Genomic DNA, 14987 nt, shown 5'->3' with positions numbered 1-14987 from the left:
AATCCTATTGCTAACGATGGCCGAAGACGCCAAAACGATTCGGGAAGCGGTGCGGGTTATATGCTCAAACGCGCGGGTCGCGATGAACTGGAAAAAGCCGTGACGACGGTGATGAAAGGCCAGCGGTATTTTAGCAGTGAAATACTGGAGCAACTGGCCCAGTTGGAGGAAACTGCTACCGGCAATCAGAATCCGCACTCACGGGCCGCAAAGTGGATGTGCTGAAGCTGATTGCCGACGAAAATCCCACGCACCAGATTGCTGAAAAATTGTTCATTAGCGTCCCGACCGTGGAAACCCACCGCCGACACCTGATGCATAAACTAGGTGTAAAGAGCGTCGTTGGGAAGGTTAAATTCGCGATAAAGCACGGATTGCCTCTTGACCTTGCACAAAAAAATTCGTTTTTTTGTGCAAATTATACCTGTATGGCAACTAATATTGACCTCGATGCCGCTAAGCTATCGCAAATTATGGCGATCAAACCTTTCAAAAGCAAAAAAGAAGCGGTGAATGAAGCCCTGACTAATTATTTAAACTATTTACTGACACAACAGGCCCTGACACTAAAAGGCTCCAAAATCTGGGAAGGCAGCCTGGACCAAATGCGTCGGGATTAATGGAACCGGCTATTTTCGATACCTCTGTTTGGGTCGATTTTATGAATGGCACCGAGAATCGGCAAGTTCAGCTTCTGGAAAACACCATCCGCCAACAGCCGGGCTTTGTCTTGTTAACGCCGACTATTTTGCAGGAAATCTTGCAGGGATTACGCTCTGAAGGAGACTTTAGACGTACGCAGGCTATTCTGAGCGGTTTTCCGCTATTAGCTCCCGATTGGCAAACCCTATCCGTTGAAGCGGCCCGCCTTTATTTTGAGTTGCGTAAAAAGGGTATTACAATTCGTAAGAGTACGGATTGCCTGATCGCGCAGGTTGCCTTACGAGCCGACGTTCTGCTGGTCCACAATGACACAGATTTTGATCAGATTAGTCGTCACACCTCCTTGCGAACCTTGCGCTAAGGTCTCTTCAGAAACACGATTCAACACCCGAATCGGCACGGTAATCCGGTTTTCAACGCCCAGTTTCCCCCGAAAGATGTCGTATTTGTACAATGGCACATGAAAACGGCGGCCTACTTTTGAGGTAACTTTTTCACAGACAACCTGTTACCTCATGAAAACCGCTTTTATGTTTGCTATTTGTTTGCTCTTTCCGATCGCATTGGTTCTGGCCCAGAAACCGGGCGAACGCTGGTCGGAAACGGATAAAAAAGAAATCATGACGATGCTTGAACAGACTCGTCAGGAATTATTGAATACCGTCAAACCGCTGACCGAAAAACAGTTTTTCTACCGGCTGGACGACAAAAGCTGGTCGGCCAACGACATCGTAGAACACCTCGGCCTAATCGAAGAAGGTTACGTCCGGGAATTCTGGTGGGCACTGGCCCAACCGACCATGCCTGCGTCTTACCGCGACTCCACCGCCGGGGCCGACCAGCGAATCCGGGACTATGCGACCTCGCCCACCAAAGGCGAAGCGCGCGGGACCAATCTGCCGTTGCACCGCTACGCTGACAAAGCCACCTGCGTCCGGATTTTCAATACGGCCCGCGACCAGTCAGTGGAGTTTTTTACCAAAAATGCCGGCGTGGACATGCGCGGTTTTTATGTTTTTCGGAAAGGCGGCAGCGGCAAACGCGAAATTCGGGATCTGCACCAGAATGCGTTGATGATGATTGCCCATACGATCCGGCACACCGACCAACTGAAGCGAACGCTGGCCGACGCCCGGTTTCCCAAACCGGACGTTATTAAATAAAAACCGCTTTTCGGCTATTCCACCATGTCGCAAACGTACAATCCCACCGTTTCGACGCACCGTAATTTTGAGACTTCAACTAAAACAATTCACACCATGAAACGTAGTATCATTTTCTTCTTTTTGCTGACCTCAGCCCCGGTTTGGGCGCAGCCGTCAGCCCGGCTCTGGACAGCCGCCGACCAGCAGTATACCGTTGAAAACCTGAAACGGACCCGCGATGAGCTGGTTCGCGAAACCGCCAACCTGACCGACGCCCAGTGGCATTTCCACGAAACGCCCGAACGCTGGTCGATTGCCGAAGTGGTGGAGCACCTGGCACTCTGGGAAATCATCTGGGCGCGCGAAATCAGCATTGGCACCCGGAATAAACCGCAGCCGGAGCTGAATCAGACGAGTCGGCCCGACAGTTATTATGCGAGTTTTATCATGGAAGACACTCCGCACAAATCATCGGAAATGTCGAAACCGCTGGGCTTGCTTCGGGGCAAAGACAATCTGACGTTTTTTCTCTGGCACCGAAATCTGGCGATTGCGTTTGCTGAAACCACAAAAGCCGACATGCGGGCGCAGTTTGAATTCACGGCGGCTGGCGATAACCCGCGCAACATGCACCAGGTCTACATCTACCAATGGGGCCACGTCGATCGGCACCTGCGGCAAATCCGGAAAGTGAAAGCCCATCCGAATTATCCAAAAGAGGGGAAGATGTAAAATTACTGTTACACAGGGTTTATCAGAGAAGTCTCTGATAAACCCTGTGTAACAACTCTCGCTTATTTCTTCTTAATCACAAATTCCACCCGTCGGTTCGTTTGGCGGCCTTCTTCGGTGTCGTTGCTGGCCACGGGCTTGCCTTCGCCGTAGCCTTTGCTGGCCACGCGGTCGGGTTCGATGCCCTTGCCGATAAAGTATTCACGAACGGCGTCGGCGCGGTCCTGCGAGAGCTTCAGGTTCAGTTCGTTGGAACCGGTGTTGTCGGTGTGTCCCCCCACTTCCACGCTCATTTTCGGATTTTCGTTGAAAGTCGTCACCATCCGGTCCAGTTCCGGAAACGATTCGTCGCGCAGGGTAGCTTTCCCGACATCGAAGAAAATGTTGTTCAGCCGTACCGCCCGGCCCACTTCAATCGGAATCAGGTTCAACTCCTTGCCCTTGATTTCCTGAAAACCTTTGGTTTCCCGCAAGTCAATGTTTCCACCTTCGGCAATGAAATTAGGCGCAATGGCGCGCATACTATATTGTTTGCCGTAGGGCAGCACAATTTTGTACTCGCCCGTGATGGGGTCAGAGGTGGCTTCTCCGGCTTCGGCACCGTCGGGTAAGGTCTGGTAAATGACGCGCGCTTCGATGGGTTTGCCAGTTTTTTGGTCGATCACTTTTCCGCTGACCAGCACGACCGGATCAGGGCGGGTTTCGGCCGGAACGGTTTTATCGTCCGGATTCGCATCGTCGAAGAGCTTGATCCGCACAATGTCGCCTTTGCCCAAAGTATTTTTAAAACTTGTCATGTAGGCATACTGCCCCGAAGCGGCCACGGAGTAATAGGCGTCGTAGCCATCGGTGTTGATCGAGGGCCCAAGATTGACCGGTTTTGACCAGTGTTTCCAGGTTTTATCGACCCGTTTGGCGACATAAATGTCGTTGCTGCCTGAGCCGCCTGGCCGATCGCTTGAGAAATAAAGCGTGGCCCCATCGGCAGCCAGAAATGGGGTAGTTTCGGTTCCATCGGTATTGACTTCCGGGCCGAGGTTCATCGGTTTGCTCCAGGTACCATCTTTTTGCCGAAAGCTGACGTAAATATCATCTTCCTTGCTGTTTTTTTTCTCGCTGAACGCCATCACCAGCACTTTGCCGTCGGCCGACAGGTAGCCGCAGTCGTATTGCCCTTTGCTGATGCGTTCGTAGCCGGGGATGTTCAGTTTCTGGGGGGGCGACCAGCCGCCAGCCATCCGTTTGCTGATCGAAAAACCGCGCGTTTCATAGGTACCGTTATTGTAAGCCCCCTTGATCAGCATCGTATTTCCATCGGGTGTAATGCTATATGCGCAGTTATACTCATCTTTGTTGAGCGGTGGCCCCATGCGTCGCGCAGGCCCCCATTTATCACCTGAACCCAATTCTGAATACCAGATGTCCTGACTTCCCTTGTTCCCGTGTGTATTCTGCGGGTGACTAATGCGGGCAAAATACAACGTTTTTCCGTCGGGCGAGATGACAGGATTCACTTCGTTGTATTCCGAATTTACCTGATTGCCCAGACTTTCCGCCTTCGATACCGGACTTTGCTGAGCCAGCGCCAGGGATCCCGTCATCCCTAAAATCACGGTTAAGGCGTATTTCCGAAGTTTCATTGGCTATGGTGTAGAGGTTACCAGGTTAAAAACGACGAAGGGGTTCGGATTCGTCTACCGAACCAGAAACTCAAATCAAATGCCAGATTAGACAAACGGCCCGCTTTTTGCTACCAATATTTTTTAAAGAAAAGGCTTGGACCTTTTTATTTAACAATTTTTTATCAATTTTATACCGTAATTATCGCTACGAAGATGGAACCGATCAGAAGACGGAGAAAAAAGCATACGGTATTTGGTACTGTATACTCCCAGCGCCAGTGGGCCAGTCTGGTTATTAATGTGATTTTGTGTGTGCTGGGTCTGGTTTTTGGCTATATCTACCTCGCTAAAGGCCTGACTATCGGATGGTTATTCATTGCGGCTTTCACGTTTTTTCTGTTCGCACAATTTTCCAGGCCAACCGATTATGATATCTAGAACGTCTGTGCCCAATACCCTTCTATTTTCATCAGCAACTCGTCAATCGAATCCGAAACAATAAGTAATTCCCGATTTTCGGCTTTCAGAAAACCGTCATCCACCATACGATCCAGTTGTTGAAGCATGAGATCGTAAAAACCGTTGACATTTAATACCCCGATCGGCCCGTCGTAGAGCTTCAATTGCCGCCACGCCAGAATTTCGAACAACTCGTCCATCGTTCCGTAGCCGCCGGGCAGCGCGATGACGCCCCTGGCAAACTGCACCATCTTGAACTTCCGTTCGTGCATGGTTTCGACGAAGTGCAGTTCCGTCAGAGTTTGGTGGGCCACTTCCAGAGCCGCCAAAAAGTTCGGAATGACGCCGGTCACCTGTCCCCCGTTTGTCAGAACGGCATCGGCGACGGTTCCCATCAGACCGAGGTTGCCGCCCCCGTAAATCAATCGGATGTTTTTTTTGGCAAATTTTTCGCCCAGCTCCCGGGCCACCTCTTTGTAGATCGGATTAGTCCCCGGACTGGAACCACAGTAAACGACAATACTTTTCATGCCGCAAAAATACGACAGTAAACCGGGATTTTGTGCGTCTATTTCGTCAGCGTGTTGCTGAGCGCCTGCCAGTCAATTTTCTGCACGATTTCATTGGCCACCTCAAACGGCGCTTTGATCGTGACCACCAGATTTTCGATCATCGTACCACCTTTTTTGTAGGAATAATGATACAGTTTATCGCCCCGGCTGGTTTTCTGGAGATTGTTTTTCCAGTTGCCGAGCAACACAACGGTTTCGGGCCGGGATTCAATACCGTTTTCGCCCGGTTTCAGCACGATTTGCAGGGCCAGCGGAGCGCCCTTGACCGAAACGGTTTTGTAGGAAGCCGCAAACCGGTTGCTCATCGGCTCCTCGACCCGGTAATTCCCGGCGTTCATCTCCACGTTAATATCCACGGTTGATTTCGCCAGATCGCTGGCGCGGTTCGGGTCGGCCTCGCGGTACACTGAATCCGTACTCATGACAAACGAGCGCTGCTGCTGCGTGATTGTATCGCCAATGGCTTTGGCGCTGTCGGCCCGGGCTTTCTGCCGACTTGCTGCCTCGGCCCGAATAAACGTCAGGTCGTAACGATCCCCGCAAATCCGGAAAATTTTGCCGTATTCGTCGCTGAGTTCCAGCTTGCCGAGCGAATGCCGTTCGTCGAACACCTGCCAGTCGCCCGAAGGCGGATTGTTTTTAAACTGGTTTTGTAACTCTTTGACCACTTTCTCGTAAGCTGCATTCTGGGCGGGCGTAGGCGGGTTGCATTGACTGTAAGCAGTGGTAATGCCAAGGCAGAGGGTGAGTATTGAAACGATAAAGGCTTTCATGGTGCGAGCGGTTTTGAGAAATAACGCGTTGTTTTGCAAAAGGTTAAAGAATTTTTCCTCGAAAGCAAAAAGTCAGACCTACGGGCCTGACCTTTAAACTATTGCAAGCTATTGTCAATCGACGATGGAGCCGATAATGCTGCTGACCACCGACACAATGATGCTGAATAGCAACGCACCAATGAAGTTATCGACCCGAAAACCGCCCACCAGCGAAGCTGCCAGATAGACCATCAACACGTTGATAACCAGATAAAACAGCCCTAACGTCAGAATCGTAATGGGAATGGTGAGTACAACCAAAATGGGTTTCAGAATGGCGTTCAGCAAACCGAGGACAATGGCAACGATAATGGCCGTACCAAAACCGTCTACATAAACGCCGAATGATTTAAGGACATAACTGGCGATCAGCACCCCAACGGCGCTGATCAGAATGCGTATGATAAGACCCATGTGCGTATAGTGTTTAACGTTTGACGACTCAAGTTGTATGAAAAAACACCCAACTCCAATCTTCAAACCGGAAACTTTTACGCAATGTTTTGCCATCCTATTTGGCGTGTCGCTGCTGCAAAACCGCAATGACTTCGTCCAGATCGATATTTTTCTGTTCGAGCAGGATCAAATAGTGGTACAACAGGTCGGCCGCTTCACCTTTGAACAGGTCGTCATTGCTGTCTTTGGCTTCGATCACGAGTTCGACGGCTTCCTCACCTACTTTCTGTGCAATCTTGTTAACGCCTTTTTTGAACAGCGCGGCCGTATAGGAGCTTTCCGAGGGATTCTGTTTTCGATCCCGAATGACGTTCTGCAAGTAATTCAGAAAAAGGCCTTTACCTCGGTTTACTTCATCAAAGCAAGTGTCGGCGCCCGTGTGGCAGGTCGGTCCAGCGGGTTGGGCTTTGATCAGCAGCGTGTCGCCATCGCAATCCACCAACATCTGTTTGACGTACAGGAAGTTGTTGGACGTTTCGCCTTTCGTCCAGAGCCGTTGTTTGCTCCGGCTGAAAAAGGTGACGACGCCCTCGGCCAGGGTTTTGTCGTAGGCTTCCCGGTTCATGTAGCCCAGCATCAGCACCTTGCCAGTTTCGGCATCTTGAACAACGACAGGCAGCAGGCCGTCGGTATTTTTCGAAAAATCTATTTCCGTATTCATTATCAATCCGTTAAACGAACTTCAATTCCTTTATTCCATAAATATCCTTTCAAAGCCGGGATTTCGATTTCCTTGAAATGAAAAATACTGGCCGCCAGACCAGCATCGGCTTTCCCGTCGGTGAAGACCTCCACAAAATGCTCCATCGACCCGGCTCCGCCCGAGGCAATCACCGGAATGTTGGCTGCGCCCGAAATCCGGGACGTCAGGTCCAACGCAAAACCGGCTTTGGTGCCATCGGTGTCCATCGACGTCAGCAGCAGTTCGCCCGCGCCCCGGTTTTCGACCTCTTTCGCCCAGGCGATCGTCCGGATTTCAGTCGGTTTTCGGCCACCGTGCGTGTGAACGATGTGCTCGCCATCTACAAACCGCGTATCGATGGCAACGACAATGCACTGACTGCCAAATTCCTGCGCCAACTCGTTGACCAAACCGGGGTTCCGAACCGCCGAGGAGTTGATCGACACCTTGTCGGCTCCGGCATTGAGCAGCGCCGACACATCGGCTTTGGACGAAATTCCCCCCCCGACCGTAAACGGAATGTTGACGACGTGCGCCACCCGCCGGACGAGGTCAATCAGCGTCTTGCGTTCGTCGACGGTGGCCGTAATGTCCAGAAAAATCAGCTCGTCGGCGCCCTGTTCTGCATACAAGCGCCCCAGTTCGACGGGATCCCCCGCGTCGCGCAGGTTGACAAAGTTCGTGCCCTTGACTGTCCGGCCGTCCTTGATGTCAAGGCAAGGGATGATGCGTTTGGTCAGCATATTTTATGGGTTGTTACACAGGGTTAATCAGAGGATATCAGAGGTGATCAGGGAAATCTCTGGTTAACTCTGATATCCTCTGATTAACCCTGTGTAACAACTAAGCTTTATCTTAAAAACTTCGTTAACTCCTTCAACGTCACACGGCCTTCGTAGATCGCTTTCCCCACGATGGCCCCAAACAGATTCATGTCGGCCAGCACTTCCAGGTCCTGCATCCCACTGACGCCCCCGCTGGCGACGATGTTCAAATCCGGAAACCGGTCCTGCAAATTCCGGTACAAGTCAAACGACGGTCCTTCCAGCAAACCGTCTTTGGCCACATCGGTGCTGATGACGTACTTAATGCCGGTTTCGACGTATTTTTCCACAAAATCGTAGACCCAAACCTGCGTGTCTTCCTCCCAGCCACTGACGGCAATTTTCTCGTTTTTGGCATCCGCGCCCAGAATAATCGCTTCCGGCCCGTACTGACTCAACCAACGCTCGAACACATCCGGTTCTTTGACGGCAATGCTGCCCCCCGTCACCTGTTTGGCCCCGCATTCGAACACAATCCGCAGGTCGTCGTCGGACTGAACGCCCCCGCCGAAGTCGATGTGCAGCCGGGTTTTCCCCGCAATCAACTCCAGCACTTTCCAGTTCACAACGCGTTTTTCTTTGGCGCCGTCGAGATCGACCAGGTGCAGGCGCGTCAACCCGGCGTCTTCAAATTGTTGGGCCACTTCGAGCGGGCGGGCGTTGTATTCTTTCTTCTGGCGGTAATCGCCCTGCGTCAGCCGGACGGCTTTGCCTTCAATCAGGTCAATAGCGGGTATGATGTGCATACGATGTACGCCGGAGCGCTGCTCCGGCGAGTTTTAAGCTGCAAACAAATATTCACCGGAGCAGCGCTCCGGCGTACATTATAGTTTCAAAAAATTCTCCAAGATCCGCTGCCCGACGTTGCCGCTAATTTCAGCGTGGAACTGGGCCGCGTAAAAATTATCCTTCTGCAACATGGCGCTGAACGGCCGGACGTAATCACAAACCGCCGTGGTTTCGGGGCATACGTCGGCACAATAGCTATGCACGAAATACACATACGCGTTATCCGGTAAGCCGTTGGTCAGCGGACCTTTTAATTCCGTCAGGCTGTTCCAGCCCATGTGCGGGACTTTAAAACCGGGTTGGACTGGAAACCGCCGGACATCGACGTCGAACACGCCTATGCAGGTGGTATCACCTTCTTCGGAATACCGGCAGAGCAGTTGCATGCCGACGCAGGTTCCCAACACCGGCTGTTTCAGCGACCGAATCACTTGATCCAACCCCCGTTCGCGCAAATACGCCATCGCCGTACTGGCTTCCCCAACGCCCGGAAAGATGACTTTGTCGGCCGATCGAATTTCGGCTTCATCATCAGTCAGCAGGTAACTGGCGCCGATGCGCTCCAACGCGTACATGACCGACTGCACATTTCCGGCGTTGTATTTAATAATGACGGTTTTCATATCGTACGCCGGAGCGCTGCTCCGGTGAAGGTTTATTTCTAATTTAAAAACTCACCGGAGCAGCGCTCCGGCGTACTTACCAATACGCTTCGTTGACATAGCTGTGCGGCCAGTCCTGCCAATTGGCAACCAAGCCCGCTTTTACCGGATTATTCAACGTGTATGCAATAATCCGTTTCAACTCGTCGCCATTCCGAACGATGTGGTCGTATGACTCCGGATGCCAGAAAGGCCCCTCCCGTTCTAAATAATCATTTGCCTTTCGCGCCGTATAGCTCTTAAACGCCTGAAGCATGCGGTATAAGAAGAAATCAGCTTTGGTATTCTCATACGTATGAATCACCAGATGGATATGATTCGACATCAGGCAAAAAGCAATCAGGTCGTATTCCTTGCCCGCCCGGTGGTGCAATGCTTCTTTCATAATCTCCGCAATCGCTGGCTCTGAAAGCCAGTAAGGCCCGTTATCCGGGCGGTCGAGGAACGAGTCAAACCGGGCAAAGTATCGTTTTTGCTGTTGATACAAGTCGCTTTCCGTGTCGTCCAAAGTCTGTAGCCGATTCCGGGCTACTTCCTGCTCTTCTTTGAGCAATTCAATTAAATGTTGGGGCATACTTCCATACAGCCGCATCGTGATGAAATAAGCAGCCTCCAGCGGCTGAAAATGCGGCAGTTTACGGTAGTATTCCATCCTGTACGCCGGAGCGCTGCTCCGGTGAGTTTTTAAATTAGAAACAAACATTCACCGGAGCAGCGCTCCGGCGTACAAAAAAGCCCGGCTCTGAAGCAGAACCGGGCTTGGTATCGGGAATTCGTTGTTTCGTTGTTCAACCCCAAAAACGCATCCGTTCTGCCGTGCTAACAGACAGAATGATGGTGATGACGGATAGTTTGAGCAAAAATCATGTCGCAAAGGTAAACGGGCAAACCGTATTTTCAAAATTACCTGCACCGGTCCAGCACCTCAGCGGCAAGCTTTCTGGCTAAGGCTTGATTTATTTTTAAATCAGCATCCACATTGGCCGTTACTTTAAATGTCGTGCGCCCTTTCAACACAACTAACTGATTACTGGTCAGGTCCCAGGCGGCCGCATCGCCGACTCCCGTTATTGGCTCAAACCCTTTTGAACCCATAACGGTCTTTCCCACCTGTTTACTTACCGCCTGTTCACCGCTGCTTACCCCCTTGTCCTTTAGCTTTTTGTCCAGTAGAGCCGCAGCCTGTTGTTTTTCGGCTTTCGTGGCCGTGCGGTAAAAATTGCGGAAATACTTCACCGGGTCCGGGTGGTATTTCGGGTTTATTTCATCAATCCAGGCCAGTCCGATCCGGTTATCGTCCGGAACATTCATTTCCCGCCCGGCGACAGTCATTTTGCGTATGCGGCCACTCTTCCAGCTATATTCATACGTGTCGTATTTGGGGTACTTGGACGATTTTTTGTAGTTCAGCGTGGCTTCTGACCAATCGGCTTTGTAGTGTTTTTGCAGAGTCGTCAGCGGAAGCAGTTCGTCCATCCGGTTCTGGTAACTGAGAAGACAACTTTGGCTGTGGGCATTGAATCGGGACAGACAGCCCATTAAAACCAGGATGGCAAATAGTTTTTTCATAGAGGATGCACAATTAAGAATCCTCTGAAAAATGCTACGATCGGCAATTTGTTAGCGCTCCAAGTTTGTCTGAGCGGTTTTTGGGTCTATCAGATGCGGTTTTGAGTGAATACCCGCCGGAGTTTTTTCAAAACAAACTCCCCTGGACCACTTCCGGGCGAATAGTCGGCTCCTGCAAATTCAACCCGCAGACGGCGTTGAGCCGCCGGACCCAATACCGGATTAGTTCGGGCGCGGTATCGTTTTCTTCCCCGCCATGAATGAACAGATAGGCGGTTTGCAACCCTTTTTCAAACCAGCCTTTGAGCCGCTCCACCCAGGCGTCGGTGCGCTCGTAATCGGTGCGGTGGCCTTCGTTGGCGACAAACCGCAGGACCAGCGTCGGGCTGGTCAGGCTCATGTGTAACACATCACGCCGACCGGCTACGTCGGTCATGACCAGATGGCGGTGGAGGGCGCACAGCCGTTCCAGCGTCTTTTCCCAAACCGCCGGTTTGCTGAACCAGTCGGGATGCCGGAACTCGACGGTCACTTCCAAGTCGTCGGGCAGGTTTTTCAGATAGGCTTCCAAAACCGGCCATTTGTCGGGGCCAAAATTCGGCGGCAGTTGTAAAAACGTTGTGCCCAGAAACTCTTCCAGGCTCAGTACGGCATTGACAAACTCCTCCGTTAAGGATTCGGCGGCTACCAGTGCCCGCTCGTGGCTAATGGCCTGCGGAAATTTCGGGCAATACACAAACCGGGGGCGAACCGGCGAGCCGACGGCTTCGGTTTTCCACTTGTCGATCATTCCCGTCGTCGGAATCTGGTAGTGCGTGCTGTTCAGTTCGATGGTGTTGAACTGACGGGTATAGTAATGCAAAAATTCGCGTTCCTTAGCCTGCGACGGATAAATCCGGCCCACGTACGTTTTGTTGGCCCAAAGCGGACCGCCAATGTACACCTCCGGCGAGGCCGTCGGCTCGACTTTCTCCCAAACCGTCTGGTTGAACGGGTGATCGGGTGGAAGCGTAAAATCGACCGTATCCACGTTGGGTAGTTTTCCAAAATCCATAGCCGTACGAATTGAGCTGTTTCTGTAAAACTACCAAATCCAGTGTTTCGTTTTTGCAGCCGTTCCGAATTGACTAATTTTGTGGAAGAATTTAAACTCTGATCACATCTGATGTTCTCTGATTAACTCTGTGTAACCACTTTAAAAACTATTACACAGGGTTGATCAGAGGAAATCAGGGTTTATCAGAGCAACGCCGTTTATGATTTCGAAGACGTATAATCCGAAAGATATCGAGGAAAAGTGGTACCAGTACTGGCTGGAAAACCGCTTTTTTCATTCCACGCCCGACGAGCGCGAACCATACACCATTGTCATTCCGCCCCCGAACGTCACGGGTGTGTTGCACATGGGCCATATGCTCAACAACACCATTCAGGATGTGCTGATTCGGAAAGCGCGGATGCAGGGTAAAAATGCCTGCTGGGTGCCGGGAACCGACCACGCGTCCATCGCGACGGAAGCGAAAGTGGTGGCGATGTTGAAGGAACAGGGCATTGATAAGCGGGACATTGGCCGGGAGAAATTCATTGAACACGCCTGGGAATGGACCCACAAATACGGCGGCATCATCCTGAAACAACTCCGGAAACTCGGCGCTTCCTGTGATTGGGACCGGACCCGGTTTACGATGGAACCGGTTTTGTACGATGCCGTCATCGACACCTTCGTCGATATGTACAACAAAGGCCAGATTTACCGGGGAGTCCGGATGGTCAACTGGGACCCGCAGGGCCGCACGGCGGTTTCGGACGAGGAAGTGATTACGAAGGAAGTCCAGCAGAAACTGGTCTATATCCGCTACGAAATTGCAGAGGGCATGGGGCATGGGGCAGAAGATAATGATCTCCTAAGCCCTCTGCCCTCTGCCCCAACCTACATCACGATTGCGACGGTTCGGCCGGAGACGATCATGGCGGATGCGGCCATTTGCGTCAATCCGAATGACGAACGGTATACGCATCTGCACGGCAAAAAAGCCCTGATTCCGCTGATTAACCGCGAAATCCCGATCATAACGGATGAGTACGTCACGATGGATTTCGGAACGGGTTGTTTGAAAGTAACGCCCGCCCACGATCCGAACGACTACGAACTGGGTATCAAACACCGCCTGCCGGTGATCGATATTCTGAACGACGACGGTACGCTGAACGACAAAGCGCAGATCTACGTCGGCCAGGATCGGTTTGCCGCCCGCAAAGGAATTATCAAAGAGCTGGAAGAAAAAGGCTATCTGGTCAAGGCCGAAGAGTACAAATCCAACGTCGGTTTTTCGGAACGGACCAACGCGGTGATCGAACCGAAACTGTCGCTGCAATGGTTTCTAAAGATGAAAGACCTTTCGAAACCGGCGCTGGAAAACGTCATGAACGACACGATCCAGTTGCATCCGCCGAAATTCAAGAACATGTACCGGTCCTGGATGGAAAACGTACACGACTGGTGCATCAGCCGCCAGCTCTGGTGGGGCCACCGGATTCCGGCGTTTTACATGAAAGACGGCACCATCATCGTTGCCAAAACGAAGAAAGAGGCACTGCGGATTGCCCGCGACAAATACCAGTTATTTGCGCTGAGCGAAACCGATCTGACGCAGGACGAGGACGTGCTGGACACCTGGTTTTCGTCCTGGCTCTGGCCGATGTCGGTGTTCATTCCATCAAACGATCCGAACGACCCGAAAGCCGCGCCGGGCGATCTGGACTATTATTACCCAACCAACGACCTGGTGACGGCCCCCGAAATTCTGTTTTTCTGGGTGGCCCGGATGATCATTGCCGGGTACGAATACAAAGGCCGCGAACCGTTCCAGAATGTTTATCTGACGGGAATTGTGCGCGACAAATTGGGCCGGAAAATGTCGAAATCGCTAGGCAACTCGCCCGATCCGCTCGACCTGATTGAGCAATTTGGGGCCGACGGCGTCCGGACGGGCATGCTGTTTAGCTCTCCGGCGGGCAACGATTTGCTGTACGACGAGAAGCTGGTGGAGCAAGGCCGTAATTTCTGCAACAAAATCTGGAACGCGTTCCGGCTGGTGAAAGGCTGGAAAGTGAGCGCGGATGTTGCCACGACCGAAAAACCGTTGGCGGTTTTATGGTTTGAGTCAAAGCTAAACCAGACGCTGACCGAGTTGGAAGACCACTTCAGCAAATACCGCATGTCGGACGCCCTGCATACGGTTTACAAGCTGATCTGGGACGACTTCTGTTCGCAATACCTCGAAATGATCAAACCGGGGTACGAACAGCAGGACCAGGTTCGGCCCATCGACAAAGTGACGTACGACGCCACGATTGATTTCTTCGAACGGCTGATGAAGCTGGCGCACCCATTCATGCCGTTCATTACGGAAGAAATCTGGCAGGAAATCAGTGCACGAAAACCGGGTGAAAGCATCTGCGTCTCGGATTATCCCGTCGCCGGAACCGTCGACAAGTCGTTGCTGGCGGATTTCGACACGCTGTTCGACATCATTTCGGCCGTTCGGAACCTCCGCAACAGCAAGCAAATCAGCCCAAAAACCGCCCTGCCGCTGGCGATCAAAACCGAGGACTCCGCCCGCTTCCGGCCGCTGGAACCCCTGATTCAGAAACTGGCCGTCGTTTCCGACGTCAGCTATGTAACTGAAAAAGCCGAGGGCGTTTCTTTTTTGATCAAAAGCACGGAGTTTTTCGTCAACATCGCCGGCGAAATCGACGTGGAGCAGGAACGGGCGAGCATTGAAAAAGAACTGGTTTATACGAAAGGCTTCCTGGAATCGGTGATGAAAAAGCTGTCGAACGAGAAGTTCGTCGCCAACGCCAAACCGGACGTGATCGAACGCGAACGCCAGAAACTGGCCGACGCCGAAGCGAAGATCCGGACGCTGGAAGAGAACCTGACGGCTCTCTAGTACCCACGGACTTTAGTCCGTGAGTTGCTAGTTACTCAACGAGG

At 51.9% G+C, this 14987-nt stretch carries 17 protein-coding genes; 6 read left to right on the top strand and 11 right to left on the bottom strand.

The features are described from left to right. The first annotated feature begins 60 nt into the window (after window positions 1-60). The 5 genes from ACO2Q8_RS27385 (at window position 61) to ACO2Q8_RS27365 (ending at window position 2540) form a co-directional block, all read left to right on the top strand. On the top strand, window positions 61-225 hold the full coding sequence (locus ACO2Q8_RS27385; protein ID WP_423348089.1) for a hypothetical protein: 165 nt from the start codon (window positions 61-63) through the stop codon (window positions 223-225). Then, window positions 213-620, top strand: coding sequence for a LuxR C-terminal-related transcriptional regulator (locus tag ACO2Q8_RS27380; protein WP_423348088.1), 408 nt, complete (start codon window positions 213-215; stop codon window positions 618-620). The genes ACO2Q8_RS27385 and ACO2Q8_RS27380 overlap by 13 nt, the downstream gene beginning before the upstream one ends. Further along, window positions 620-1024, top strand: a complete 405-nt coding sequence (gene vapC / locus ACO2Q8_RS27375) for a type II toxin-antitoxin system VapC family toxin (protein ID WP_423348087.1) — start codon at window positions 620-622, stop codon at window positions 1022-1024. Before ACO2Q8_RS27380 ends, vapC begins: the two co-directional genes overlap by 1 nt. 154 nt (window positions 1025-1178) lie before the next feature. Further along, a complete protein-coding gene (locus ACO2Q8_RS27370) occupies window positions 1179-1826 on the top strand; it encodes a DinB family protein (RefSeq protein WP_423348086.1) in 648 nt (215 codons plus the stop codon). Window positions 1827-1922: 96 nt separating this feature from the next. Beyond that, entirely contained in the window at window positions 1923-2540 is a 618-nt protein-coding gene (locus tag ACO2Q8_RS27365) for a DinB family protein (protein WP_423348085.1), read from the top strand. Between the two features lie 62 nt (window positions 2541-2602). Here the strand turns inward: ACO2Q8_RS27365 and ACO2Q8_RS27360 are convergent, their stop codons facing one another. From ACO2Q8_RS27360 to ACO2Q8_RS27310, 11 genes are all read right to left on the bottom strand, one after another. Next, the gene (locus ACO2Q8_RS27360) at window positions 2603-4141 is read right to left on the bottom strand and encodes an OmpA family protein (protein ID WP_423348136.1); all 1539 of its coding nucleotides are present in this window, start codon (window positions 4139-4141) and stop codon (window positions 2603-2605) included. 455 nt (window positions 4142-4596) lie between these two features. Further along, a complete protein-coding gene (locus tag ACO2Q8_RS27355) occupies window positions 4597-5151 on the bottom strand; it encodes a TIGR00730 family Rossman fold protein (RefSeq protein ID WP_423348084.1) in 555 nt (184 codons plus the stop codon). A 38-nt stretch (window positions 5152-5189) separates the two neighbouring features. Continuing rightward, complete coding sequence (locus ACO2Q8_RS27350) at window positions 5190-5966, bottom strand: hypothetical protein (protein WP_423348083.1); 777 nt, start codon at window positions 5964-5966, stop codon at window positions 5190-5192. Between the two features lie 114 nt (window positions 5967-6080). Continuing rightward, window positions 6081-6422 carry a phage holin family protein gene (locus tag ACO2Q8_RS27345; protein ID WP_423348082.1) on the bottom strand — a complete coding sequence of 114 codons (342 nt, stop codon included), beginning with the start codon at window positions 6420-6422 and terminating at the stop codon, window positions 6081-6083. A gap of 97 nt (window positions 6423-6519) precedes the next feature. Further along, window positions 6520-7125: a bifunctional phosphoribosyl-AMP cyclohydrolase/phosphoribosyl-ATP diphosphatase HisIE gene (hisIE, locus tag ACO2Q8_RS27340; protein WP_423348081.1), complete on the bottom strand. Its 606-nt coding sequence runs from the start codon at window positions 7123-7125 to the stop codon at window positions 6520-6522. A 2-nt stretch (window positions 7126-7127) separates the two neighbouring features. Then, window positions 7128-7889: an imidazole glycerol phosphate synthase subunit HisF gene (gene hisF, locus ACO2Q8_RS27335; protein WP_423348080.1), complete on the bottom strand. Its 762-nt coding sequence runs from the start codon at window positions 7887-7889 to the stop codon at window positions 7128-7130. A 107-nt stretch (window positions 7890-7996) separates the two neighbouring features. Then, window positions 7997-8716, bottom strand: a complete 720-nt coding sequence (gene hisA, locus ACO2Q8_RS27330) for a 1-(5-phosphoribosyl)-5-[(5-phosphoribosylamino)methylideneamino]imidazole-4-carboxamide isomerase (RefSeq protein ID WP_423348079.1) — start codon at window positions 8714-8716, stop codon at window positions 7997-7999. Between the two features lie 78 nt (window positions 8717-8794). Next, on the bottom strand, window positions 8795-9382 hold the full coding sequence (gene hisH / locus ACO2Q8_RS27325; protein WP_423348078.1) for an imidazole glycerol phosphate synthase subunit HisH: 588 nt from the start codon (window positions 9380-9382) through the stop codon (window positions 8795-8797). A gap of 76 nt (window positions 9383-9458) precedes the next feature. Continuing rightward, window positions 9459-10073 (bottom strand): transposase, encoded by a 615-nt coding sequence (locus ACO2Q8_RS27320; RefSeq protein ID WP_423348077.1) that lies wholly within the window; start codon window positions 10071-10073, stop codon window positions 9459-9461. Between the two features lie 251 nt (window positions 10074-10324). Further along, entirely contained in the window at window positions 10325-10990 is a 666-nt protein-coding gene (locus tag ACO2Q8_RS27315) for a hypothetical protein (RefSeq protein WP_423348076.1), read from the bottom strand. 127 nt (window positions 10991-11117) lie between these two features. After that, the gene (locus tag ACO2Q8_RS27310; protein WP_423348075.1) at window positions 11118-12044 is read right to left on the bottom strand and encodes a DUF72 domain-containing protein; all 927 of its coding nucleotides are present in this window, start codon (window positions 12042-12044) and stop codon (window positions 11118-11120) included. A 202-nt stretch (window positions 12045-12246) separates the two neighbouring features. On the opposite strand from ACO2Q8_RS27310, the gene ACO2Q8_RS27305 reads away from it, so the two are divergent. Next, on the top strand, window positions 12247-14943 hold the full coding sequence (locus ACO2Q8_RS27305; RefSeq protein WP_423348074.1) for a valine--tRNA ligase: 2697 nt from the start codon (window positions 12247-12249) through the stop codon (window positions 14941-14943). The last annotated feature ends 44 nt before the right edge of the window (window positions 14944-14987 follow it).

The sequence above is a fragment of the Larkinella sp. VNQ87 genome, from assembly GCF_049445795.1.
Classification (GTDB): Bacteria; Bacteroidota; Bacteroidia; order Cytophagales; family Spirosomataceae; genus Larkinella.
This window is presented reverse-complemented; position numbering and strand designations above follow the sequence as displayed.

What these genes read in the sequence shown, in the direction of transcription:
- ACO2Q8_RS27385 (WP_423348089.1), top strand. Translation starts at nt 61, where the DNA reads ATGCTCAAACGCGCGGGTCGCGATGAACTGGAAAAAGCCGTGACGACG.
- vapC (WP_423348087.1), top strand. Translation starts at nt 620, where the DNA reads ATGGAACCGGCTATTTTCGATACCTCTGTTTGGGTCGATTTTATGAAT.
- ACO2Q8_RS27370 (WP_423348086.1), top strand. Translation starts at nt 1,179, where the DNA reads ATGAAAACCGCTTTTATGTTTGCTATTTGTTTGCTCTTTCCGATCGCA.
- ACO2Q8_RS27365 (WP_423348085.1), top strand. Translation starts at nt 1,923, where the DNA reads ATGAAACGTAGTATCATTTTCTTCTTTTTGCTGACCTCAGCCCCGGTT.
- ACO2Q8_RS27360 (WP_423348136.1), bottom strand. Translation starts at nt 4,141, where the DNA reads ATGACGGGATCCCTGGCGCTGGCTCAGCAAAGTCCGGTATCGAAGGCG.
- ACO2Q8_RS27355 (WP_423348084.1), bottom strand. Translation starts at nt 5,151, where the DNA reads ATGAAAAGTATTGTCGTTTACTGTGGTTCCAGTCCGGGGACTAATCCG.
- ACO2Q8_RS27350 (WP_423348083.1), bottom strand. Translation starts at nt 5,966, where the DNA reads ATGAAAGCCTTTATCGTTTCAATACTCACCCTCTGCCTTGGCATTACC.
- ACO2Q8_RS27345 (WP_423348082.1), bottom strand. Translation starts at nt 6,422, where the DNA reads ATGGGTCTTATCATACGCATTCTGATCAGCGCCGTTGGGGTGCTGATC.
- hisIE (WP_423348081.1), bottom strand. Translation starts at nt 7,125, where the DNA reads ATGAATACGGAAATAGATTTTTCGAAAAATACCGACGGCCTGCTGCCT.
- hisF (WP_423348080.1), bottom strand. Translation starts at nt 7,889, where the DNA reads ATGCTGACCAAACGCATCATCCCTTGCCTTGACATCAAGGACGGCCGG.
- hisA (WP_423348079.1), bottom strand. Translation starts at nt 8,716, where the DNA reads ATGCACATCATACCCGCTATTGACCTGATTGAAGGCAAAGCCGTCCGG.
- hisH (WP_423348078.1), bottom strand. Translation starts at nt 9,382, where the DNA reads ATGAAAACCGTCATTATTAAATACAACGCCGGAAATGTGCAGTCGGTC.
- ACO2Q8_RS27320 (WP_423348077.1), bottom strand. Translation starts at nt 10,073, where the DNA reads ATGGAATACTACCGTAAACTGCCGCATTTTCAGCCGCTGGAGGCTGCT.
- ACO2Q8_RS27315 (WP_423348076.1), bottom strand. Translation starts at nt 10,990, where the DNA reads ATGAAAAAACTATTTGCCATCCTGGTTTTAATGGGCTGTCTGTCCCGA.
- ACO2Q8_RS27310 (WP_423348075.1), bottom strand. Translation starts at nt 12,044, where the DNA reads ATGGATTTTGGAAAACTACCCAACGTGGATACGGTCGATTTTACGCTT.
- ACO2Q8_RS27305 (WP_423348074.1), top strand. Translation starts at nt 12,247, where the DNA reads ATGATTTCGAAGACGTATAATCCGAAAGATATCGAGGAAAAGTGGTAC.